The 23,506-nt window shown below is 44.5% G+C and carries 16 protein-coding genes, 2 tRNA genes and 3 rRNA genes; 14 read left to right on the forward strand and 7 right to left on the reverse strand.

Translation table 11 applies throughout. The features are described from left to right. Positions 1-17: 17 nt before the first annotated feature. From atpA to G4D73_RS10310, 4 genes are all read left to right on the forward strand, one after another. Positions 18-1,562, forward strand: coding sequence for a F0F1 ATP synthase subunit alpha (atpA, locus tag G4D73_RS10295; RefSeq protein WP_004644861.1), 1,545 nt, complete (start codon positions 18-20; stop codon positions 1,560-1,562). A gap of 89 nt (positions 1,563-1,651) precedes the next feature. Continuing rightward, complete coding sequence (atpG, locus tag G4D73_RS10300; RefSeq protein WP_213686717.1) at positions 1,652-2,521, forward strand: F0F1 ATP synthase subunit gamma; 870 nt, start codon at positions 1,652-1,654, stop codon at positions 2,519-2,521. Between the two features lie 26 nt (positions 2,522-2,547). Next, positions 2,548-3,942 (forward strand): F0F1 ATP synthase subunit beta, encoded by a 1,395-nt coding sequence (gene atpD, locus G4D73_RS10305; RefSeq protein ID WP_004644863.1) that lies wholly within the window; start codon positions 2,548-2,550, stop codon positions 3,940-3,942. Between the two features lie 27 nt (positions 3,943-3,969). Then, the gene (locus G4D73_RS10310) at positions 3,970-4,389 is read left to right on the forward strand and encodes a F0F1 ATP synthase subunit epsilon (protein WP_004732608.1); all 420 of its coding nucleotides are present in this window, start codon (positions 3,970-3,972) and stop codon (positions 4,387-4,389) included. 51 nt (positions 4,390-4,440) lie between these two features. Here the strand turns inward: G4D73_RS10310 and G4D73_RS10315 are convergent, their stop codons facing one another. Beyond that, positions 4,441-5,079, reverse strand: coding sequence for a hypothetical protein (locus tag G4D73_RS10315; protein ID WP_180050939.1), 639 nt, complete (start codon positions 5,077-5,079; stop codon positions 4,441-4,443). Between the two features lie 362 nt (positions 5,080-5,441). Here G4D73_RS10315 and G4D73_RS10320 point away from each other — a divergent pair, with 362 nt between their 5' ends. Continuing rightward, a complete protein-coding gene (locus G4D73_RS10320) occupies positions 5,442-6,818 on the forward strand; it encodes an NAD-dependent succinate-semialdehyde dehydrogenase (RefSeq protein WP_213686718.1) in 1,377 nt (458 codons plus the stop codon). Between the two features lie 24 nt (positions 6,819-6,842). Here G4D73_RS10320 and G4D73_RS10325 read toward each other — a convergent pair whose 3' ends face one another. The 3 genes from G4D73_RS10325 to G4D73_RS10335 all read right to left on the reverse strand — a co-directional run bounded on the left by G4D73_RS10325 (position 6,843) and on the right by G4D73_RS10335 (position 9,462). Further along, a complete protein-coding gene (locus G4D73_RS10325) occupies positions 6,843-7,859 on the reverse strand; it encodes a pirin family protein (protein ID WP_213686719.1) in 1,017 nt (338 codons plus the stop codon). Between the two features lie 130 nt (positions 7,860-7,989). Continuing rightward, entirely contained in the window at positions 7,990-8,589 is a 600-nt protein-coding gene (locus G4D73_RS10330) for a hypothetical protein (protein WP_004281004.1), read from the reverse strand. A 327-nt stretch (positions 8,590-8,916) separates the two neighbouring features. Next, positions 8,917-9,462: a glutathione peroxidase gene (locus tag G4D73_RS10335; protein WP_004281007.1), complete on the reverse strand. Its 546-nt coding sequence runs from the start codon at positions 9,460-9,462 to the stop codon at positions 8,917-8,919. A 190-nt stretch (positions 9,463-9,652) separates the two neighbouring features. Between G4D73_RS10335 and G4D73_RS10340 the strand changes: the two genes are divergently transcribed. Beyond that, complete coding sequence (locus G4D73_RS10340; protein ID WP_213686720.1) at positions 9,653-10,549, forward strand: DMT family transporter; 897 nt, start codon at positions 9,653-9,655, stop codon at positions 10,547-10,549. Between the two features lie 444 nt (positions 10,550-10,993). Here G4D73_RS10340 and G4D73_RS10345 read toward each other — a convergent pair whose 3' ends face one another. From G4D73_RS10345 to G4D73_RS10355, 3 genes are read right to left on the reverse strand one after another with little or no spacing between them, the layout of a single operon-like run. Further along, complete coding sequence (locus G4D73_RS10345) at positions 10,994-11,563, reverse strand: L-threonylcarbamoyladenylate synthase (RefSeq protein ID WP_044112401.1); 570 nt, start codon at positions 11,561-11,563, stop codon at positions 10,994-10,996. A 41-nt stretch (positions 11,564-11,604) separates the two neighbouring features. After that, on the reverse strand, positions 11,605-12,744 hold the full coding sequence (dprA, locus tag G4D73_RS10350; protein WP_213686721.1) for a DNA-processing protein DprA: 1,140 nt from the start codon (positions 12,742-12,744) through the stop codon (positions 11,605-11,607). Positions 12,745-12,800: 56 nt separating this feature from the next. Then, a complete protein-coding gene (locus G4D73_RS10355; protein ID WP_213686722.1) occupies positions 12,801-13,955 on the reverse strand; it encodes a LysM peptidoglycan-binding domain-containing protein in 1,155 nt (384 codons plus the stop codon). Between the two features lie 120 nt (positions 13,956-14,075). Here G4D73_RS10355 and def point away from each other — a divergent pair, with 120 nt between their 5' ends. The 8 genes from def (at position 14,076) to rrf (ending at position 23,427) form a co-directional block, all read left to right on the forward strand. Beyond that, positions 14,076-14,606, forward strand: coding sequence for a peptide deformylase (gene def, locus G4D73_RS10360; protein WP_004644875.1), 531 nt, complete (start codon positions 14,076-14,078; stop codon positions 14,604-14,606). Between the two features lie 92 nt (positions 14,607-14,698). After that, positions 14,699-15,109: a DUF2946 family protein gene (locus G4D73_RS10365; RefSeq protein WP_004644876.1), complete on the forward strand. Its 411-nt coding sequence runs from the start codon at positions 14,699-14,701 to the stop codon at positions 15,107-15,109. 72 nt (positions 15,110-15,181) lie between these two features. Further along, positions 15,182-17,245: a TonB-dependent copper receptor gene (locus tag G4D73_RS10370; protein WP_213686723.1), complete on the forward strand. Its 2,064-nt coding sequence runs from the start codon at positions 15,182-15,184 to the stop codon at positions 17,243-17,245. Positions 17,246-17,999: 754 nt separating this feature from the next. Next, positions 18,000-19,537 (forward strand): 16S ribosomal RNA (locus G4D73_RS10375). 60 nt (positions 19,538-19,597) lie between these two features. Next, positions 19,598-19,674: transfer RNA gene (locus G4D73_RS10380), tRNA-Ile, on the forward strand. Between the two features lie 71 nt (positions 19,675-19,745). Then, a tRNA-Ala gene (locus G4D73_RS10385) sits at positions 19,746-19,821 on the forward strand. A 404-nt stretch (positions 19,822-20,225) separates the two neighbouring features. Next, positions 20,226-23,120 (forward strand): 23S ribosomal RNA (locus G4D73_RS10390). Positions 23,121-23,312: 192 nt separating this feature from the next. Beyond that, positions 23,313-23,427 (forward strand): 5S ribosomal RNA (gene rrf, locus G4D73_RS10395). Together the 16S, 23S and 5S rRNA genes with 2 tRNA genes alongside form the textbook arrangement of a ribosomal RNA operon. Positions 23,428-23,506: the final 79 nt, after the last annotated feature.

The following is a 23,506-nucleotide window of genomic DNA, read 5'->3' on the forward strand; positions in this document are numbered from 1 at the left end:
GATTGAGGTATAGCGCAATGCAACAACTGAATCCATCCGAGATCAGTGCGCTCATTAAACAGCGTATCGGCGATCTGGACACCAGCGCAACCGCTAAGAACGAAGGAACCATTGTTATGGTTTCCGACGGTATTGTGCGTATTCACGGCTTAGCTGACGCTATGTACGGTGAAATGATCGAATTCGACGGCGGCCTTTACGGTATGGCACTGAACCTAGAACAGGATTCAGTGGGCGTCGTTGTTTTAGGTAACTACTTAAGCCTTCAAGAAGGTCAAAAAGCGCGTTGCACAGGTCGTGTATTAGAAGTTCCGGTTGGTCCAGAACTTTTAGGCCGTGTAGTAGATGCTTTGGGTAACCCGATTGATGGTAAAGGCCCTATTGATGCAAAATTAACTGATGCTGTTGAAAAAGTAGCACCAGGCGTAATTTGGCGTCAATCAGTGGATCAACCTGTACAAACTGGTTATAAATCAGTAGATACAATGATCCCTGTAGGCCGTGGTCAACGTGAGTTGATCATTGGTGACCGTCAAACTGGTAAAACAGCAATGGCGATCGACGCGATCATCGCTCAGAAAAACTCTGGCATTAAATGTGTATACGTAGCAATCGGTCAAAAACAATCGACTATCGCTAACGTGGTACGCAAGCTAGAAGAAACTGGCGCTATGGCGTATACAACTGTTGTAGCAGCAGCTGCAGCTGATCCAGCAGCAATGCTGTATCTAGCTCCGTACTCTGGCTGTACAATGGGCGAATACTTCCGTGACCGCGGTGAAGATGCGTTAATCATTTATGATGACTTGTCTAAGCAAGCTGTTGCTTACCGTCAAATTTCATTGCTTTTACGCCGTCCACCAGGTCGTGAAGCGTATCCAGGTGACGTGTTCTATCTACACTCGCGTCTACTTGAACGTGCTTCTCGTGTATCTGCTGACTACGTTGAGAAATTCACTAACGGTGAAGTTAAAGGCCAAACTGGTTCATTAACTGCATTACCGATTATTGAAACTCAAGCGGGTGACGTATCTGCATTCGTACCAACCAACGTAATTTCGATTACTGATGGTCAGATCTTCCTTGAAACATCATTATTCAACGCAGGTATTCGTCCTGCTGTGAACGCGGGTATCTCTGTATCTCGTGTTGGTGGTTCAGCGCAAACTAAGATCATCAAGAAATTGTCTGGTGGTATCCGTACTGCTTTGGCGCAATACCGTGAATTGGCAGCATTTGCTCAGTTCGCTTCTGATCTTGACGAAGCAACTCGTAAGCAACTTGAACATGGTCAACGTGTAACTGAGTTAATGAAGCAAAAACAATATGCTCCATACTCAATTGCTGACCAAGCTGTTTCAATTTATGCATCTAACGAAGGCTACATGGCTGACGTAGACGTTAAGAAAATCGTAGACTTTGATGCTGCGTTAATTTCTTACTTCCGTTCAGAACATGCTGCGTTAATGCAACAAATCGATGCCTCTGGTGATTACAACAAAGACATCGAAGCTGCAATCAAAGCAGGTATTGAAAGCTTTAAAGCGACTCAAACTTACTAATTTCAACCTCTGTTGAATTTAGTGTCGGTTTGGTTCACGGAATCAACCTTCGGAAGCTCGCAAGGGCTTTCGAATACTAGGTTAAGCGTATGGCAAATTTAAAAGAAATTCGCGCCAAAGTAGCTAGTATCAAGAGCACGCAGAAGATTACTCGAGCGATGCAAATGGTAGCAGCTTCTAAGATGCGTCGTGCGCAAGAGCGCATGGCTCAAGGCCGTCCGTATGCCGAAAATATGCACCGTGTAATTGCTCATTTGGTCCAAGCGAATCCTGAATACAAACACCGTTATATGGTTGAACGCCCGGTTAAGCGCGTTGGCTATATCATTGTGTCTTCAGATCGTGGCCTTGCTGGTGGTTTGAACATTAACCTGTTCAAGAAAGTGGTTAAACACGTTCAACAGCAACAAGAGCAGTCAATTGAAGTTCAATTTGCTTTAATTGGTCAAAAAGCGGTTTCGTTTTTTAAAAACTACGGCGGTAAAGTGCTTGGTGCGACGACGCAAGTCGGTGATGTCCCAAGTCTTGAGCAGTTATCTGGTTCTGTACAGGTGATGTTGGACGCTTATGATAAAGGCGAGTTAGATCGTATTTATCTAGTGTCAAACGGCTTTGTCAATGCCATGACTCAAAATCAAAAGATCGAACAACTTGTTCCTTTGGCTGCTGCTGAAGAAGACAAGAATCTGAACCGTCAATACGGTTGGGATTACATCTACGAGCCTGAAGCTGAAGAGCTTTTAAATGGCTTGTTGGTTCGCTATATCGAGTCTGTGGTGTATCAAGGTGTGATTGAAAACATCGCATGTGAGCAGTCTGCACGTATGGTCGCTATGAAAGCAGCGACAGACAACGCAGGCGAGATCATTAAGAGCCTGCAACTTATTTATAACAAGCTGCGTCAAGCCGCGATTACTCAGGAAATTTCTGAGATCGTTGGTGGTGCCGCTGCCGTTTAACATTATTTTGAATTGAGGAGACAGCAATGAATAGCGGTCGTATCATTCAGATCATCGGCGCGGTTATCGACGTCGAGTTTGAACGCAACAGCGTTCCTAAGATCTATGACGCTCTCCAAGTAGATGGTACTGAAACTACTTTAGAAGTTCAGCAACAGCTTGGTGATGGCGTAGTTCGTACTATTGCAATGGGTTCTACTGAAGGCCTTAAGCGTGGTTTGAACGTAACTAACACTAACGCGCCGATTTCTGTACCAGTAGGTACAGCGACTCTAGGCCGTATCATGGACGTTCTTGGTCGCCCGATCGACGAAGCTGGTCCTGTTGCGACTGAAGCGCGTTTACCAATTCACCGTCAAGCGCCTTCTTATGCAGAACAAGCGGCTTCTACTGACCTTTTAGAAACTGGTATTAAAGTCATCGACTTACTTTGCCCGTTCGCGAAAGGTGGTAAAGTTGGTCTGTTCGGTGGTGCCGGTGTTGGTAAAACTGTAAACATGATGGAGTTGATCAACAACATCGCGAAAGCTCACTCAGGTTTATCTGTGTTTGCTGGTGTTGGTGAGCGTACTCGTGAAGGTAACGACTTCTATCACGAAATGAAAGATTCTAACGTTCTAGACAAAGTAGCAATGGTCTACGGTCAGATGAACGAGCCACCGGGTAACCGTTTACGCGTAGCGTTGACTGGTCTTACTATGGCTGAATATTTCCGTGACGAGAAAGACGAAAACGGTAAAGGCCGTGACGTACTATTGTTCGTAGATAACATCTATCGTTATACACTAGCGGGTACTGAAGTATCAGCACTTCTAGGTCGTATGCCATCTGCAGTAGGTTACCAGCCTACACTTGCAGAAGAGATGGGTGTTCTTCAAGAACGTATTACATCGACTAAGTCTGGTTCTATTACGTCAATCCAAGCGGTATACGTACCTGCCGATGACTTAACAGATCCATCGCCTGCTACAACGTTTGCTCACTTAGACGCAACTGTTGTATTGAGCCGTGACATCGCATCTTCTGGTATTTACCCAGCGATCGATCCACTAGACTCAACTTCACGCCAGTTAGATCCGTTAGTTGTTGGTCAAGAGCATTATGAAATTGCACGTTCTGTACAGAACGTATTGCAACGTTATAAAGAGCTTAAAGACATCATCGCGATTCTTGGTATGGACGAGCTTGCTGAAGAAGATAAACTGGTTGTTTACCGTGCGCGTAAAATCCAGCGTTTCTTCTCTCAACCGTTCCACGTAGCTGAAGTATTTACTGGTGCTCCTGGTAAATTAGTATCTCTTAAAGAAACGATTCGTGGCTTTAAAGGTCTTCTAGCTGGTGAATACGATCACATCCCAGAACAAGCGTTCTACATGGTTGGTGGTATTGACGAAGTTATTGCTAAAGCCGAGAAACTTTAATTAGCTACTCTAATTTAGGAGATTCTCATGGCGACTATGCAATGTGATGTTGTAAGTGTTCAGGAGTCTTTGTACTCAGGCACTATAACTATGCTAATTGCAAAAGGTGCTGGCGGTGAGTTGGGTATTATGCCTGGCCATGCTCCGCTGGTAACTTTGCTCCAACCTGGCGCGATCCGCGTTATTTTGGAAAACGGTACAGAAGAGTTGATCTATGTATCTGGTGGTGTTCTAGAAGTTCAACCGCATGTTGTTACGGTTCTTGCAGATACTGCAGTCCGTGCAGAAAACTTAGATGAAGCAGCTATTGTTGAAGCGCGTAAACACGCTGAAGCATTGCTTGCGAATCAAAAGAGCGATTTGGACGCTGCTGCTGCTTTGGCTGCTCTTGCAGAAACTGCTGCACAGTTGGAAACGATCCGCAAAATCAAAAACCGCGCTCAATAAGAGACGGTTTGAGATTGAAAAAACCACCCGAAAGGGTGGTTTTTTTATGGTTCATAGGTTCTTATCATGTTTGTTTTTATATATGTGTTCATAAAAAAAGATTAAGTCTTTTTCTCTACCATAATTATTGCCAGAACCAAATGTAGCTACTACGTACAAAAAACCAAACTTTTCTAATTCAGATGCTGAAAAGTTACATTCATTATTCGTAAGGCGGTAATCCTTCTCGAATTTGTTCATTTCAAATGATAAGTAGGCTTTTTCTAACCCTTCTAATAAAAACGATGTAAATTGAGGAATAATATGAGCATATCTTAAAAAATTTTCACGATTTATTTCTTTCGCATCATATAAAAGAGCTAAACGAGCGAGCATTTTAGATTGATGGATTAAATAGACTTTATCTAAAGCATTGAGTAATTCACCACCTATTTCTAAGTTGTTTTGATTCTTGAAGATTTTTAGTAATGTTCCTGATGCTAACTTTTCACCTTCCTTTATAAATTCCAGGATATTTTTTAATTTTTGCTTTTCGTTATAGCTTCTGAAAACTTTATAAATCGCTAAACCTGAAGATGCTATTGGAAAAGCTTTTAAAATTTCTTGAAAAATAGTATCAGTCGTTTCTAAAACTGTATTATCAAAATAGTTTTCTGCTGTTTGAATGATATTAGATGGTATTTGACTCATTATGAATTTTCTTTTTTCTACTATATAGAATAATGTACTACACACCTGAAAATTTGAAATTTATATTTTTAGCATCACCTTAAAACAGCTGATTTAGATTATTTGTTTTAGCTTGGAATTTTTGCAAGTATCGATCTTGAGAGTGTTGGTTTTACATTTCCGATTCTTAAATAAATTTTAATTTGTACCACTCGATATAACTTTTACCCTTTCTCAGTAATGTTTTGAACCAATCTGTAAACCTGCACACGCCATAAAAAAATCAGTGATAAGTTAAATGATTCGAACAGATTTCGCTTGTTATAGCTTAATACGATAGAAGTTTAGAACAGGCAAAACTTATAATTGAAAAAGGGAAAACCATGGCTTATCAATCTATTAATCCATTTACCAATCAAAAATTGAAAGACTACCCATCGCATAGCGATCAAGATATTCAACATGCACTCGATACTGCAGAAAAAATCCTAAAGTCAGAATGGTCACAGCAGGTCGATACCCGTATTGCAGTACTGCGTAAATTGGCTACCAACATGCGAGCGCAAAAATCCGAACTGGCCAAGCTTATGACCCAGGATATGGGAAAACTGATTAAGCAGAGTGAAGGTGAAATCGAAACCTGCGCCAAAATTGCAGAATACTATGCCGATCATGCCAAAGAATTTTTAGCGCCAGTGTCTTATCAGACCGATCTGGGTGAAGCCTGGGTCGAGCATCATCCATTGGGTATTATCATGGCAGTTGAACCGTGGAATTTCCCATTTTATCAACTGATGCGGGTATTTGCGCCGAACTGTGCCATTGGTAATCCGGTTCTGGCAAAACATGCTGGCATTGTACCGCAATGTGCGGAAGCCTTTGAACAACTGGTCTTGGATGCAGGCGCACCCAAAGGTGTCTGGACCAATCTGTTTATCAGCAGTGATCAGGTCGCGGAAGTAATTGCAGACAAGCGCGTGCGTGGTGTGGCACTCACAGGTTCAGAAGGTGCGGGCAGTGCTGTCGCTGAACAGGCCGGAAAACATCTTAAGAAATCAACGCTGGAATTGGGCGGTAATGATGTATTCATCGTGCTCGATGATGCAGATTTGGAACGCGCGATCAAGTTAGGCTGTCAGGCGCGGGTTAATAATGCCGGGCAGGTGTGTACGGCGGCGAAACGATTTATCTTGCATGAAAAAATTGCCGAACAATTCAAAGCCGGCATGCTGAAAGCTTTTGAACAGTTAAAGCTGGGTGATCCGCTTGATCCTGAAACCACGTTGGGTCCATTGTCTTCAAAAGATGCGCTGGAAAAACTCTCCAAACAGGTCGAAAAGGCTGTAGCGCAAGGTGCGACCGTAGTTACTGGCGGTAAGGCTGTAGAACATCAAGGCAATTTCTATGCACCGACCATTCTGGAAAATATCACGCGTGAAAATGAAGCTTGGTATGAAGAATTTTTTGGTCCGGTGGCGCAAATTTATGTGGCGAAGAATGATGATGAGATTGTCGAAATTGCCAATGATTCCAATTATGGCCTAGGTGGCGTGATTCATTCACAGGATATCGAGCGGGCGAAAAAGCTAGCGTCACGGGTAGAAACTGGCATGATCTGGATCAACTGGTTTACTGATACCACGCCTGAGTTACCATTTGGTGGAATTAAAAATTCCGGTTATGGGCATGAACTATCGATTGATGGTTTTAGAGAATTTGTGCAGAAGAAACTAGTTGTCGTCAGAAGCCCGAAAAAATAATACGATCTGATGTCAAAGAAGCCACTATTCAGTGGCTTCTTTGTCTGGTTGGTCTGGATATTCTTCACGTTTGCCGCCTTCATAACTGGCAAAGCGCGGATGTTCTGGTGCAAATGACGGTTCAGCACTTGGCCAAGGCCAGCCACCAAACTGGGTTTCGCGATAACGGCGAAAAGCAGTATCTAGCTCTTGCGCACTATTCAGCACAAAAGGCCCATGCATAGCCACCGGTGCACCGATCGGTTCACCTTCCAGCCATAAAATATGTGATTCCAGCAGCCCACCTTTGAGCTGAATATCTGCATCCGGTTTGAGTTCAAGTAGATGCTTCGGCGCTATCTTCTGTCCTTCAAGTTCCAAGCTTCTACCTTGATAAAAATAACAAAAACGCGTTGCAGTAGCAGTGGTTGCAGGAATGATTAATTCTGCTTCCTGCCCTAAAGTGATTAAATAAATATTGAGCTGATTCTCTGGAAGGGCTGCCCATGAATGTGGTGGGCGGTCCAGTGCCTGAGTCTGTTTAAACTGTCCTGAAATGACCCGGATATCCGCTTTACGTCCGCCCGCATCGGCTGAAAATACATGTGGAATTTGTTCACGCCACAACATTTTATAATCGGCTGGCTGTTTTTTCTGTTCTGGTGAGGAGTTCAGCCAGATTTGAAACAGCTCCAGAGGATTGTCCTGATCCTGATGGACTAAGGGAAACATCTCGCAATGCTGCACCCCATTACCAGTAGTCAGCCATTGCACATCACCCGCGCCATAACGTCCCGAGTTTCCCAGCGAGTCAAAATGATCGACATAACCGCGCTCGACAATGGTAATGGTTTCAAAGCCAGTATGCGGATGCTCCGGAAAACCGGGAATACTCTCGCCATAATACATGTCATATTCATGCTGCTTTGGCGGGGAAACTGGGCCTAATTCGGCATTGCCTTGCGGATAATGATCTTGATGATGAACGGTAAAAATAAAAGGATCTTTCAGATCAAGCCGGGATGTGACTGAAACCACAGAATACAGCACTGAATTCGACATGATTGAACTCCTGATGATCTGATTAGATGAAAATTCGTGATCTAAATATAATTTTTATAATCCATTACAGTGTATAGCCTACACCGCAGTTAAGAAAGGCGCTTTTCGATCAAGCGCCTTAAATGTGATTTTAGGTATTTTCCTGATCACTATTGCTCTCTGATTCCTGATCTGGATTCTGGATCAGCAAACCCGCCAGTTTGACCATTTCCGCTTGAACATTGACCATTTGGGATTCAATCTTTTTCAAGTTTACTTGGCTGAAATCCACCTGACCGTTTAAAAGAGGAGAAGCCAGAACTTGCTGATTAGCGGTCATGATGTTGTCACGAATCTGGTCAATTTCCTGACTTTTCAAGTTCAGGTTGCCCAGCACCTGATTAAAACTGCTGAGTTGCTGCTGTAGCTGGGTCGCAGTGGACTGCAGTTGCTGGGTATCTTTGGCTTCGACTGCCGTTTGCAGTTCGGTCTGGGTCTGTTTTAACTGTTCCACATAACTGCCGGCCTTGAGTTGCAAGTCGGCCACATCACGAACCATATAAAACATATTGCCCGATTTAAGTTCGGTTTGCGCTGCTGAACTCTGTTGCTGAGAGGCTGGTTCCAGATCTGAGGTCGTGGTATCTGCCTGTTCAGCCGGCGCTTCGACGGCCTGTTCACAGCCCATCAGTAAAATTCCCGAGCTAAATAATGCGAAAGGAAGGACAGCATTGGCAAGAATCTTGGACATGGAATCAGGGTCTCGATACAGATAATAGAATTTGAATAGTATTTAATATAAGAACAAACTATGGAGATAAAAAAGATTGTTGCAAACTCATAACAATTCTTCTGGGTTGCGAACGTTGCTCTATTCAAAAACAAGAAAAAGTTGATTAAAAAATAACTATGAACCTCGCTTTCTTTACCGAATTGGCGTGTTCGGTCTGCAATCATTCTGAAAATGTTTTAGGTGAATTTCAATGCAATTAAACAACCGTTTTTAAATAAAAAAATAAGTATCTATCAAAAAATAGATACTTATTTCAAGCTTGATGCTTATGAGAATAATCGAGAATTATTTTGCAAGTTCTGCATTCACTGCATCAACAATCCGTGGATCATCCGCAGTGATGTCTGGTGCAAAACGTGCCACTACTTCGCCATTTTTATTGATCAGGAATTTTTCAAAGTTCCAGAGTACTTCTGGTGGCTGGTTTGGCGTTAGGCCATAATCGACCAGATCTTTCCACCAAGGGCCTTCACCGATGCGTTCCGGTACAGCCTGCGTAAGGGTGGTATATAGAGGATGCTTGTCTTCACCCGCAACAGAGATTTTAGCAAATAGCGGGAAGTCGACTTTATAATTCACTGAACAGAATTCCTGAATCTCGGCTTCGCTACCCGGTTCCTGTTCCAAAAAATTATTGGCAGGGAAGCCCAGAATTTCCAGACCTTCCGCTTTTTTGTCCTGATACAGTTTTTGTAAGCCTTCATATTGCGGCGTCAGGCCACATTTAGATGCGACGTTAACCACCAGCAAAACCTTACCCTGGTACTGGTTTAAAGTGGTTTCTGTTCCTTCAATAGTTTTGACTGGAATGTCATATACAGAGCGAGTCATTAGATTTCCTGTTTATTGCGACTGAACGGTATTTGTTTTAACGGGTATTCGCTTTCAGTACAAGTAGAAACAGGTGAGCCCAGTTACTTAAAGCTGCAAATTGCCTCAATTTTATGTGAAAAATCTATTATGCTAGGATGCGCGAATAGGAATAGCTTAATAACAAGACCAGCGACTCATGGATGAAAGTATGACACAGCAACAAAAGGCAGTCTGGTGGGCCATGGCCTTACCACTGGCCGCAGTTTTGATTTGGTCTCTGAATATGACCGTCACCCGTTATGTGGCAGATTACATTTCTCCCATCAGTATCAGTTTTTATCGCTGGGCCTTGGCCTTGCTGATTTTAACTCCATTCATGTTGCCCAAAGTCAAAGCGGCGTGGTCACAGATTCGTCCGCATCTCGGACATTTTGCTGTTTTGAGTGCGCTGGGAATGGTGCTGTATCAGGGACTGGCCTATAGCTCGGCACACTACACTACTGCGACCAATATGGGCCTGATCAATGCCTTTATTCCTATTTTTACCATTATCGTGGGTATTTTTGTTTTAAAGATTCGCCCGACACAGGCTGCAGTGCTAGGGAGTCTTCTGTCCTTTATTGGTTTGATGTATGTCATGGCACAAGGGCAGGGCTTGCAGTTTTTAACTGTCGGTGAAAGCTATATTGGCGATCTGTTGATGTTGATCGCAGTATTTTTTTATGCGTGTTATGGCGTGTTTCTGAAGAAATGGCAGATTCAGATTCCACTCTTAGTGAGCCTGTATATCCAGATTTTTATGGCCTTTCTCTATCATATTCCTTTGGTGTTGTTTTTAGGTCTGGACAGCATCAATCACGCTAATGCAGCCAGCATTATCTATGCCGGAATTTTCCCTTCCATTGCCGCACCCTTGTTCTGGATGATGGCCGTGCAGCAACTTGGTCCCAATCGCAGCAGCATTTTTATGAACCTGATGCCGATCTTTACCGCAGTAGTGGCATATTTGTGGCTGGGTGAAGCCTGGACCATGTATCACAGTATTGGTGGTGGCATCATTTTACTCGGAATCCTCTGGGCTCAATATCCCGGCAGATCCGCTTAATTAGGAATTAAAAGAGCTAATTAAGAATTTTGTCTGATTAAACATTGAGCGGTTGATCAAAACTTTTTTAATTGAAATCCCCTTTTAAATGCTAATTTTCAAATGTTAAAACAAATAGAAAAATATCGTTTTATTTTAAAAAGAGAATAGAAAGAGCAAGATATTTTGAATATTGGTCAAAAATGTTTTCTATTAATAGATAATATGTATTATTTGATTGTTTTATTGTACTTGTCGTTGTACTCAGTTTCTTTCATAATGCGCCCATCGAGAATGATCAAGCAAGAAAATCCTTGTTTTATCAGACTCCCAGAGATTTTCTGAACCCTCTGGATGTGATTTATGCACATCCTTTTTTATGCTCAGCCATCCCTATATGGCTGAGCTTTTTTTTGTCTTAAAACTTTAGTCGGGCTTGAGTGTCCCGACTAAATCAGACAGGACTCAGTCACGAATAACTACGCCAGTCACAGCATCAATAATCCGGCTTGGTTGCTGACTTAAACCGAGGTCACCATTAAGATAATTCAGATTCTGGTCAAAATAGCGGATCGCATCCTGCAGTGAGCGGGCAGGTTCCATGCCGGCAGGGTTGGCACTGGTAGAAACGATAAAACCGCCAAAGGCCTGACACAATGCTACACAGAGCGGGTGAGTGGTCACGCGGACGGCTACTTTAGGATGATGACCTTTAATCCAGTCAGGAATATCTTTATTTGCAGGAAGCAGCCAGGTGGTCGCACGCTCAGCAGGCCTGTCATTGCTCCAGGATTCAATCACTTTTTCACGCATTTCTTCGCTTAAATCCTGCAGCAGGTGTTCTACCTGTGAAAGATGAGCTGCCAACAAAATTACACCTTTCTCAATCGGGCGCTGCTTCAATTCTAAAATTTGATGAAATGCCTGTTCATTATAGGGGTCGCAACCCAAGCCCCAAACAGCCTCTGTGGGATATGCCAAGACTTGTCCGTCTTTAAGCCATGCTGCTGCTTCGGCAACAGAGGTAGTGATCATGTGGATACCTTATATCAAACAACAAAGCGCTATTGTGAACCTTATTTGAGAATCCGACAACGTAGATAGAGGCCGGCTTGCTGGGTACAAAAACCGAGTAACTCCAGTTCCATGAGTTGGCTGGTCAAAGCAGATACCTCTTGCTGAACCTGCGTTCCCAGTTGATCCAAACTCTGTCCCACCCAGTCCAGCTGATTATACAGACTGAGCAGATGCGGTGGAATTTGCTGTGATGTTGCTTCAGTAACTTTCGTTTTGGTGGTATTTTCTAAAGCCTGCCATTGCGTCGCCAGTGCCAGTTCTTCGATGACCTGCTGTGGATGGTCAATCAGAATCGCACCCTCACGAATCAGTTGGTGACAACCCTGATAATGCTCGCTGTAAATATGTCCCGGAATGGCAAACACAGTTTTACCTTGCTCAGCTGCCAGTTTAGCCGTAATCAGAGAACCACTTTTTAATGCAGCTTCTGCCACAATCACACCTAGACTTAAACCACTGACGATTCGGTTGCGCCGTGGGAAATGGTGCTGCAAAGGCAGCGTATCTGGTAGAAACTCACTGATTACTGCACCACCGTACTCAATGATTTGCTGGCGTAGTGATTGATGTTGTGCTGGATAGGTTTGATCCAGTCCGGTCGCCATCACCGCAATCGTGCCTTGATGCTGTAACGCAGCCCGATGCGCTGCTTCATCAATACCGTATGCCAGACCGCTATTGATATAGAAACCCTGTTCACTCAAATAAAAAGCAAAGTCATAAGCTACTTGCCGGCCGTGTGGACTGGGTTTGCGGCTGCCCACAATGGCAATCTGTGCCTGAAGCAGGGTATCGGATCTACCCTGACCAAAAATGATCGGTGGTTTATCTGCATAAGGATGCAACTGCTGAGGATAATGCGGATCGCTGTGCAGCAAAATAAAATCGCTATCCTGCTGGATCTGCTGCAGACATCGCTGAAATTTTTGCTGCGCTTCTGGGAGGTAAAACTCTTTTAAGCGCTGCACATGATTGGCATGAAGGCCGAGTGCTTGCCAGACGGGTACTTGATCCGGCTGAAGGGCATGCGCCAGTTCGGCATAATGTTGACTGATTTTATAGAAACTCGAAAGAGAATGCTGAACCAGATACCATAACGTAATTGTTTCCAGTTGCGCGCGTGATAACGGGTTCAGCATATTGAGACCTATAGGGTTGTCTTCTTATTATTAAGTTTTTTTATTTAGACAAATATTTATTCATCTAAAAGAGGTGCTTGAATTCCTGCACCAACCTTGATTGGTAATTCGCTCTCTAGCACATAGGCATAGCTTAATTGATCGAAGTTTTTGAATACCATGATTTGGCCAATACGCTCACCTGGCAATTGCACACGTTCTTTAGTTTTAGGATCAGTGACCACTTCACCTTTTTGATTCACACTAAAGACATGACCCGTCTGAACTCCATGTGCCGTACCACGGTCAATGGTGACAACACTATGACGTGCTGCTGTACCAATTGACCCCAATACACGCACAATCTGGCCACCGGCAGCAATATTTTCTGCATTGGTCGGATAGAACAGAGTCGGTAACATTGGATCGTATTCTGGTAAGACACGATCACCGCGACGTACTTCAGCATTGTAACTATCTGTCAGTTCAAGTGTGGTGACATCACCTTCGCCACGAACTGCAATACCAGATGCCACCTGTTGCAGCTCAAGTGCAGCAGTATATTTCTTGCCGTTTGCATCCGTAAATACATACGGTTCAGCTTCACGATAAACGGCATAGCGTTGACCCACTACCAGACCGTGACCACGTGCATAAACTTTCTGGCCTTTGCCAGCCAGTACGCGCTGATCTGCAGTTCCGAGAATGTAGGGTGTGCCCTGAACTGAATCAGGCGCCAGAAGGGTATAGCGTTCCAACCACTGCTTGATATGCTCAAGCGGAATCACTGGAATCGTATTATTTAAAGATTCAACACGAATCTGGGGTTGCAGAGAAGTACTGCCAAGATAGCGGCTGATAATACCTTCACAACCATCACCTTCGTCTTTACCAATAATCGGACGGCCTTGGTAATCACACATCAGCAGGCGGTCACCCGGGAAAATCCAATTTGGATTTTTCACGTGCTTATTACTGGCCCAGATTTCCGGCCAACGGACCGGATTTTTCAGGAAGCGTTTCGAGATATCCCAAAGCGTATCGCCTTTTTTCACCACATAAACGTTCGGTGCATTAGCTTTTAATGCCGGTGGATTGACGTTGCGTGCAGGTGCTGCCTCGGCAGAATGAATGGTCCCCATACTGACGCCTACACAAACTGCAAGTGCCAGTATCTGATTTTTAAACCCCAAGGCACTAAAAAATGGCATGCCCTTCAAAACCTTTTTCATTATCATAATTCCTAAAATTATGTGCGTAGTTGCGTTATAATAACGATCTTACACACATTTTTTTGATGAAGCATTCCCTTCATTTGGTTTTTTGATCAATGGCATAATTGAGGACGCAGTATGGCCTTATTACCTATTTTAAGTTTCCCGGATCCCCGTCTTCGTACCATTGCACAACCTGTCGAAGAAGTGACTGATGAAATTCGTCAGCTCGCTGCGGATATGTTTGAAACCATGTATGAAGCACCAGGTATCGGACTTGCCGCGACTCAGGTGGATCGTCATATTCAGCTGATTGTTATGGATCTGTCTGAAAATAAAGATCAACCGATGGTGTTTATTAACCCCAAAATCACACCATTGACTGAAGAAACGCAGCCCTACGAAGAAGGCTGTCTATCAGTTCCTCAAATATACGATAAAGTTGATCGTCCGTCACGCGTAAAAATCGAGGCAATTAATCTGGAAGGTCAAGCATTTGAGCTCGATGCTGACGGACTTCTCGCTGTGTGTATCCAACATGAAATGGATCACTTAAATGGCAAATTATTTGTCGATTATTTATCGCCATTAAAACGTCAACGTGCACGTGAAAAAGTGGAAAAACTGGTTCGCCAGCGTAATAAAGACAAGGTGGCTGTGAAACGCTAGGATCATTTTAAAGTTTATTTAAATGGTCTAGCAAAGCCCAATTCTGATTGGGCTTTGTTATAATCAACATAAGCATGTTTTAGGAATAGCCTGTGTTTTTACGCGCGGGGCTGCTATTTGCATTTGCAGCTGTGTTTCTACAGATTGCTGTATTTTTACAGCCTTTGTTACCGAAGCAATATCAGGTTGCTCCGGTATGTGAAACCATCACGCGTGCGCTTTTTATCGCGACAGATGCTCATGCGCAGCATAGCGCTGGCGAGCATAGTCACCTTATCCAATCTGATCATCTTCAACATGATCATCATGATGCCAATCATCAGTGTCAGTACTGTAAGGTTCATGCCAATTTAGTCTTACCGCCTGATCTGGACATCAAACAGGTTCTTGACCGGATTCATGTCCGTTTAATTGCCTATCAAAAAACCTTTAAGCATGTCTGGTTTGTCCTTCAGCAACTCTTCTTAATTCCTCAGGGGCGAGCGCCACCACTGCCTGCATAAATCTGCATTTTTCAGCTTGGGTTGGTATTGACTCAAGCCGTGCCTAATTTATGTATTTAGTGAGATAGAGAAATGGCTCAGCCTAAATTTTCTTTACAGCCACTTGCGGCTGCGATTTGTGTTGCTTGTTATTCTTCGATAGTGATGGCCAATGACGCCATGCCAGTGCAGACGTTTGCCCCGATTGTGGTGACATCGGCAGCAGGTAATGATGCCAATGGGCTGATTGTCCGCGCCGACCCTAAACAGCCGATTCAACCGATTCCTGCCAGTGATGGTGCGGATTATTTACAAAGTATTGTTGGCTTTAGTTCGGTCAATAGCGGTGCCGGCACCAATGGTGATGTGACATTCCGCGGTATGTTTGGTTCACGAATTAAGATCCTGACTGATGGCACTGAAAACCTGGGCGCCTGTCCAAGTCGTATGGATTCGCCGACCTCCTATATTTCTCCGGAAAGCTATGACCGTATTTCGGTGATTAAAGGACCGCAAACGGTTCAGTATGCCAATACTGGCTCTGCGGCCACGGTGATTTTCGAACGTACACCGGAACAGTTTGATCAAGATCAAAACTATCGTGGTCAGGCCAGTGTCTTGATGGGATCTTTCGGGCGCCTTGATCATAATGTCGAAGTCGCAGCAGGCGATGAACAGAAATATATCCGTCTGAATACCAATCGTTCGGTATCGAATAGTTATCAAGATGGGGATGGAAATACAGTTCCTTCAGACTGGGAACGCTGGAATACTGATTTGGCGATTGGCTGGACACCAGATGAAGATACTTGGGTCGAGCTAAGTGGCGGTAAGGCAGATGGTGAATCAGTTTATGCTGGCCGTACGATGGATGGCTCTCAATTTGCACGTGAAAGTTTAGGTTTGCGTGTACAAAAACAAAACCTAACAGAGACACTTAAGAAAGTAGAAGCACAGGTCAACTACAATTTTAATGACCATGTCATGGATAATTTTAGCTTACGTCAAGTTGATGAACCTAATAAAGCCATGACCGTTACACGTCGAACTTTAAATTCACGACTATCAATGACTCATGAGTGGGATAAGCTACAGTTAGTCAGTGGTGTAGATTCTCAATTAAATAAACATGCGGGCGGTATGTACCATTCGACTAAACCCATGATGAACTCTCATGTAACAACAGATATGGAGTTTCAATCCATTGGTGGTTTTGGTGAATTGAGCTATGATCTAGGAGATGATAATAAAGTCGTTTCAGGCTTGCGTATTGATCAAGTCAATATTGATTCAGTTAAGCGTGGTATTGATCGTAAAGAGACTTTACCGAGTGCCTTTATTCGTTTTGAAAATCATCATCCCGATCATGACGATGGCAAGACCTATATTGGTCTGGGTTATGTCGAGCGTATGCCGGATTACTGGGAATTATTTAAGACCGATTATCATGGAATAACTGCAAATACATTTAAGCAACTGGAAACAGAAAAGACCTTACAACTCGATCTGGGTTATCAACATCATCATGGCGCGTTTAATTCTTGGGTATCAGCTTATGCCGGTGTGATTCAGGATTTTATTCTGATGACTTATCCTAAGTCTGCAAACTCTGGGCATGGTCATCCTATGGGTAATGATATGGGAGAAATGCAGCCAGCAAAAATGAATAGTGCGGATTCAAGAAATATCGATGCAACCATTGCAGGCGCAGAAGCTGGAATTGGTTATCAATTTAGTGACGCGATTCAGGCAGATATCAGTGCCATGTATGCCTGGGGTGAAAACACCACAGATAATACGCCGTTACCACAAATCTCTCCTTTAGAAGCCCGTGTTAACTTGCGCTATGTTCAAGACAAATATAATTTTGGATTGCTATGGCGTGTAGTAGATGGTCAAAACCGGATCAGTCTTAACGAAGGTAATATTGTGGGTTATGACAACAAGCAGAGCGCAGGCTTTGGCACTTTGTCTTTAAACGGTAGCTACCATGTCATGGATAGCGTGGATATATCAGTCGGAGTCGATAATGTCCTAGACCGGACTTATACCGAGCACTTAAATAAAATGGGTGCTTCCGGGACAGGTTTACCAACAACCGAGCAGTTTAATAATATGGGACGTAATTACTGGGCACGTGTCAGTATGAAATTCTAATTGTTGCTCAGTACTCCAAAAGCCATTGCTCAATAGCGATGGCTTTTTAATTTTTAGGGTTGCAATAAATTTTCCATATTTAAATAGGGCCTATGTATCTTGGAAGAAGACTGGATAAAACAAGTTTTGTGTATATAAACGCCAGGTTGATGAAGAATCAAACAAGAATAGAATGTGAATTGAACGACATAAGTCATGTGATAAAGACTTTTATAATTTAAATTCAAATAAATCAATATCTTATTGATTTAGTGGGTAGGTTTTGTTGAAGGTGCTCAATAAAATTCAAAAATAATGAAAATAAATTAACTATATATAACAGTGTCTTATGTTTTCATTGGTTTGAAAAATAAACACACGATAAAAAATCTTTGCAAGAAGTGTTGCAAGGGCTTTGAAATCCTGTAGAATGCACATCCATCGGCGGTGATGAAGATTAAAACTTCTGATAAAACAGTAACTTAGTTGAGATTGATTAAGTTGGGTTTTAGAAAGAAAGTTTAAAAATAGTTTTCATTACTGGTTGACTTTCTAGAGATAGAGAGTAATATAGCCGACCTAGCTTGCTGGTGACGAATTAGCAAGAAGATCATTAAGAGATTATGAAGAACAACTTGTGTGGATTTTTACTGGTTGATCGATCGAAATTATTTTCATTGATTGATGGTAGAAATTACTCGAAGTTTATTTGAGAAATATTTGTCAGAAAATTGATGAGCCAAGATTGGCACCCTTTAAGGTGCTACATAGTATTAAACTGAAGAGTTTGATCATGGCTCAGATTGAACGCTGGCGGCAGGCTTAACACATGCAAGTCGAGCGGGGAAAGGTAGCTTGCTACCTGACCTAGCGGCGGACGGGTGAGTAATGCTTAGGAATCTGCCTATTAGTGGGGGACAACATCTCGAAAGGGATGCTAATACCGCATACGTCCTACGGGAGAAAGCAGGGGACCTTCGGGCCTTGCGCTAATAGATGAGCCTAAGTCGGATTAGCTAGTTGGTGGGGTAAAGGCCTACCAAGGCGACGATCTGTAGCGGGTCTGAGAGGATGATCCGCCACACTGGGACTGAGACACGGCCCAGACTCCTACGGGAGGCAGCAGTGGGGAATATTGGACAATGGGGGGAACCCTGATCCAGCCATGCCGCGTGTGTGAAGAAGGCCTTTTGGTTGTAAAGCACTTTAAGCGAGGAGGAGGCTACCGAGATTAATACTCTTGGATAGTGGACGTTACTCGCAGAATAAGCACCGGCTAACTCTGTGCCAGCAGCCGCGGTAATACAGAGGGTGCAAGCGTTAATCGGATTTACTGGGCGTAAAGCGCGCGTAGGTGGCCAATTAAGTCAAATGTGAAATCCCCGAGCTTAACTTGGGAATTGCATTCGATACTGGTTGGCTAGAGTATGGGAGAGGATGGTAGAATTCCAGGTGTAGCGGTGAAATGCGTAGAGATCTGGAGGAATACCGATGGCGAAGGCAGCCATCTGGCCTAATACTGACACTGAGGTGCGAAAGCATGGGGAGCAAACAGGATTAGATACCCTGGTAGTCCATGCCGTAAACGATGTCTACTAGCCGTTGGGGCCTTTGAGGCTTTAGTGGCGCAGCTAACGCGATAAGTAGACCGCCTGGGGAGTACGGTCGCAAGACTAAAACTCAAATGAATTGACGGGGGCCCGCACAAGCGGTGGAGCATGTGGTTTAATTCGATGCAACGCGAAGAACCTTACCTGGTCTTGACATAGTAAGAACTTTCCAGAGATGGATTGGTGCCTTCGGGAACTTACATACAGGTGCTGCATGGCTGTCGTCAGCTCGTGTCGTGAGATGTTGGGTTAAGTCCCGCAACGAGCGCAACCCTTTTCCTTATTTGCCAGCGGGTTAAGCCGGGAACTTTAAGGATACTGCCAGTGACAAACTGGAGGAAGGCGGGGACGACGTCAAGTCATCATGGCCCTTACGACCAGGGCTACACACGTGCTACAATGGTCGGTACAAAGGGTTGCTACCACGCGAGTGGATGCTAATCTCAAAAAGCCGATCGTAGTCCGGATTGGAGTCTGCAACTCGACTCCATGAAGTCGGAATCGCTAGTAATCGCGGATCAGAATGCCGCGGTGAATACGTTCCCGGGCCTTGTACACACCGCCCGTCACACCATGGGAGTTTGTTGCACCAGAAGTAGGTAGTCTAACCTTAGGGGGGACGCTTACCACGGTGTGGCAGATGACTGGGGTGAAGTCGTAACAAGGTAGCCGTAGGGGAACCTGCGGCTGGATCACCTCCTTAACGAAAGATTGACGATTGGTAAGAATCCACAACAAGTTGTTCTTCATACGATGTATCTGAGGGTCTGTAGCTCAGTTGGTTAGAGCACACGCTTGATAAGCGTGGGGTCACAAGTTCAAGTCTTGTCAGACCCACCAAATCTGACTAACGAAGCATGAAAGTGCTGAAGCAAACAGAACAGAACGATACATTGACTTATTGATAAGCTGGGGACTTAGCTTAGTTGGTAGAGCGCCTGCTTTGCACGCAGGAGGTCAGGAGTTCGACTCTCCTAGTCTCCACCATCACTTACATTGATCTTGAAATGATCAAGCAAACGTAAGATGAGCTAAGAAACATACAAACAGCTAGATAGCTTATAGAGCTTAGTAAGAAAGAGGCGTATGATTCGCTTCGTTGTTATTAACCTCTGTGATTTATCACAGTTTCCTGACCTGACGAAGGCTGGAAAAATCATTAACAGAATATATTTGAGTTGAAATAATTTGTTCAAACTCGTTTCAAGTAGGCAACTACAAGAAATGAGTTCTAGCGAAATTAACTGAATCAAGCGTTTTGGTATATGAATCTAATTGAAGCTGTACTGTAGTTAAATCTACGAAACGCCAACTGTATGAGCGTGATGAGAGATCATCACAATCTGTTGCTTATCCCACTTGTAAGGATAAACGACTGTTTGGGGTTGTATAGTCAAGTAATTAAGTGCATGTGGTGGATGCCTTGGCAGTCAGAGGCGATGAAAGACGTGATAGCCTGCGAAAAGCTCCGGGGAGGCGGCAAATATCCTGTGATCCGGAGATGTCTGAATGGGGAAACCCACTTACCATAAGGTAGGTATTGCAACATGAATACATAGTGTTGCAAGGCGAACGAGGGGAAGTGAAACATCTCAGTACCCTTAGGAAAAGAAATCAATTGAGATTCCCTCAGTAGCGGCGAGCGAAAGGGGAAGAGCCCATTAAGTCATATAAGTTCTAGTGGAACGCTCTGGGAAGTGCGACCGTAGACGGTGATAGTCCTGTACACGAAAGGGCTTATATGATGATGTCGAGTAGGGCGAGGCACGTGAAACCTTGTCTGAATATGGGGGGACCATCCTCCAAGGCTAAATACTCCTGACTGACCGATAGTGAACCAGTACCGTGAGGGAAAGGCGAAAAGAACCCCTGTGAGGGGAGTGAAATAGATCCTGAAACCGCATGCATACAAGCAGTGGGAGCCGGCTTAGTCCGGTGACTGCGTACCTTTTGTATAATGGGTCAGCGACTTATATTCAGTAGCAAGGTTAACCGCATAGGGGAGCCGTAGGGAAACCGAGTCTTAATAGGGCGTTTAGTTGCTGGGTATAGACCCGAAACCAGGTGATCTATCCATGAGCAGGTTGAAGGTTGGGTAACACTAACTGGAGGACCGAACCCACTGTCGTTGAAAAGCCAGGGGATGACTTGTGGATAGGGGTGAAAGGCTAATCAAACTTGGTGATAGCTGGTTCTCCCCGAAAGCTATTTAGGTAGCGCCTCGGACGAATACCATTGGGGGTAGAGCACTGTTTCGGCTAGGGGGTCATCCCGACTTACCAAACCGATGCAAACTCCGAATACCAATGAGTACTATCCGGGAGACAGACTGCGGGTGCTAACGTCCGTAGTCAAGAGGAAAACAATCCAGACCGCCAGCTAAGGCCCCAAAATTATAGTTAAGTGGGAAACGATGTGGGAAGGCATAGACAGCTAGGAGGTTGGCTTAGAAGCAGCCACCCTTTAAAGAAAGCGTAATAGCTCACTAGTCGAGTCGGCCTGCGCGGAAGATGTAACGGGGCTAAAACTATATGCCGAAGCTGCGGATGCATAATTTATTATGCGTGGTAGGGGAGCGTTCTGTAAGCCGATGAAGGTGGATTGAGAAGTCTGCTGGAGGTATCAGAAGTGCGAATGCTGACGTGAGTAACGACAATGCGAGTGAAAAACTCGCACGCTGAAAGACCAAGGGTTCCAGTCCAACGTTAATCGGGGCTGGGTGAGTCGACCCCTAAGGCGAGGCCGAGAGGCGTAGTCGATGGGAAATTGGTTAATATTCCAATACTTCTGTGTAATGCGATGAGAGGACGGAGAAGGTTAAGTCAGCCTGGCGTTGGTTGTCCAGGTGGAAGGTTGTAGGCATGTATCTTAGGCAAATCCGGGGTACTCTATGCTGAGAACTGATAGCAAGCTGTACTTGTACAGTGAAGTGGCTGATACCATGCTTCCAGGAAAAGTCTCTAAGCTTCAGTTACACAGGAATCGTACCCGAAACCGACACAGGTGGTCAGGTCGAGTAGACCAAAGCGCTTGAGAGAACTCTGCTGAAGGAACTAGGCAAAATGGTACCGTAACTTCGGGAGAAGGTACGCTGTTGTCTGTGATAGGACTTGCTCCTTGAGCGGCCGACAGCCTCAGAAACCAGGCCCCTGCAACTGTTTATTAAAAACATAGCACTCTGCAAACACGAAAGTGGACGTATAGGGTGTGATGCCTGCCCGGTGCTGGAAGGTTAATTGATGGGGTTAGCGTAAGCGAAGCTCTTGATCGAAGCCCCAGTAAACGGCGGCCGTAACTATAACGGTCCTAAGGTAGCGAAATTCCTTGTCGGGTAAGTTCCGACCTGCACGAATGGCATAATGATGGGGGCGCTGTCTCCAGCAGAGACTCAGTGAAATCGAATTCGCCGTGAAGATGCGGTGTACCCGCGGCTAGACGGAAAGACCCCGTGAACCTTTACTGCAGCTTGACATTGAACTTTGATCTTACTTGTGTAGGATAGGTGGGAGGCTTTGAAGTCGCGACGCTAGTTGCGATGGAGCCGTCCTTGAAATACCACCCTGGTAATATTGAGGTTCTAACTCTGTCCCGTTATCCGGGACGAGGACCATGTCTGGTGGGTAGTTTGACTGGGGCGGTCTCCTCCTAAAGAGTAACGGAGGAGTACGAAGGTGCGCTCAGCGTGGTCGGAAATCACGCGTAGAGTATAAAGGCAAAAGCGCGCTTAACTGCGAGACCCACAAGTCGAGCAGGTACGAAAGTAGGTCTTAGTGATCCGGTGGTTCTGTATGGAAGGGCCATCGCTCAACGGATAAAAGGTACTCTGGGGATAACAGGCTGATACCGCCCAAGAGTTCATATCGACGGCGGTGTTTGGCACCTCGATGTCGGCTCATCTCATCCTGGGGCTGAAGCAGGTCCCAAGGGTATGGCTGTTCGCCATTTAAAGAGGTACGCGAGCTGGGTTTAGAACGTCGTGAGACAGTTCGGTCCCTATCTACCGTGGGCGTTGGAAATTTGAGAGGATCTGCTCCTAGTACGAGAGGACCAGAGTGGACGAACCTCTGGTGTACCGGTTGTCACGCCAGTGGCATCGCCGGGTAGCTATGTTCGGAAGGGATAACCGCTGAAAGCATCTAAGCGGGAAGCCTACCTCAAGATAAGATTTCCCCGAGACTTTATGTCTCCTAAAGAGCCGTTGAAGACTACGACGTTGATAGGTTGGATGTAGAAGCATAGTGATATGTGAAGCTGACCAATACTAATTGCTCGTGAGGCTTGACTATACAACACCCAAACAGTTGTTGTACGAACTTCGAAAGAAGTGAGGATCGATTGATTCGATATTAAGCAAAACAGCTTGATTTAGTGAACGCTAAAGAACAAAATACCCAACTCAGATAAATCTGTTAATGAATTCTATTTGGTAGAAAGCAAGGCATCTCAATAAGACCTAGCAAGTATCCATAAACAGTTGTGCTGGCGACCATAGCAAGAGTGAACCACCTGATCCCTTCCCGAACTCAGAAGTGAAACCTCTTAGCGCTGATGGTAGTGTGGGGTTACCCATGTGAGAGTAAGTCATCGCCAGCTCATTATTCGAAACACCCCCGACCATAAGGCCGGGGGTGTTTTTTTATGCGTGGAATTTAGTCAAATAAATGTTATTTAT

Source organism: Acinetobacter sp. WY4 (assembly GCF_018438165.1).
GTDB lineage: Bacteria > Pseudomonadota > Gammaproteobacteria > Pseudomonadales > Moraxellaceae > Acinetobacter.

What these genes read in the sequence shown, in the direction of transcription:
- G4D73_RS10330 (WP_004281004.1), bottom strand. Translation starts at nt 8,589, where the DNA reads ATGTCCAAGATTCTTGCCAATGCTGTCCTTCCTTTCGCATTATTTAGC.
- G4D73_RS10315 (WP_180050939.1), bottom strand. Translation starts at nt 5,079, where the DNA reads ATGAGTCAAATACCATCTAATATCATTCAAACAGCAGAAAACTATTTT.
- G4D73_RS10370 (WP_213686723.1), top strand. Translation starts at nt 15,182, where the DNA reads ATGGCTCAGCCTAAATTTTCTTTACAGCCACTTGCGGCTGCGATTTGT.
- dprA (WP_213686721.1), bottom strand. Translation starts at nt 12,744, where the DNA reads ATGCTGAACCCGTTATCACGCGCGCAACTGGAAACAATTACGTTATGG.
- atpD (WP_004644863.1), top strand. Translation starts at nt 2,548, where the DNA reads ATGAATAGCGGTCGTATCATTCAGATCATCGGCGCGGTTATCGACGTC.
- G4D73_RS10345 (WP_044112401.1), bottom strand. Translation starts at nt 11,563, where the DNA reads ATGATCACTACCTCTGTTGCCGAAGCAGCAGCATGGCTTAAAGACGGA.
- atpG (WP_213686717.1), top strand. Translation starts at nt 1,652, where the DNA reads ATGGCAAATTTAAAAGAAATTCGCGCCAAAGTAGCTAGTATCAAGAGC.
- G4D73_RS10355 (WP_213686722.1), bottom strand. Translation starts at nt 13,955, where the DNA reads ATGAAAAAGGTTTTGAAGGGCATGCCATTTTTTAGTGCCTTGGGGTTT.
- G4D73_RS10335 (WP_004281007.1), bottom strand. Translation starts at nt 9,462, where the DNA reads ATGACTCGCTCTGTATATGACATTCCAGTCAAAACTATTGAAGGAACA.
- G4D73_RS10320 (WP_213686718.1), top strand. Translation starts at nt 5,442, where the DNA reads ATGGCTTATCAATCTATTAATCCATTTACCAATCAAAAATTGAAAGAC.
- G4D73_RS10310 (WP_004732608.1), top strand. Translation starts at nt 3,970, where the DNA reads ATGGCGACTATGCAATGTGATGTTGTAAGTGTTCAGGAGTCTTTGTAC.
- def (WP_004644875.1), top strand. Translation starts at nt 14,076, where the DNA reads ATGGCCTTATTACCTATTTTAAGTTTCCCGGATCCCCGTCTTCGTACC.
- G4D73_RS10340 (WP_213686720.1), top strand. Translation starts at nt 9,653, where the DNA reads ATGACACAGCAACAAAAGGCAGTCTGGTGGGCCATGGCCTTACCACTG.
- atpA (WP_004644861.1), top strand. Translation starts at nt 18, where the DNA reads ATGCAACAACTGAATCCATCCGAGATCAGTGCGCTCATTAAACAGCGT.
- G4D73_RS10325 (WP_213686719.1), bottom strand. Translation starts at nt 7,859, where the DNA reads ATGTCGAATTCAGTGCTGTATTCTGTGGTTTCAGTCACATCCCGGCTT.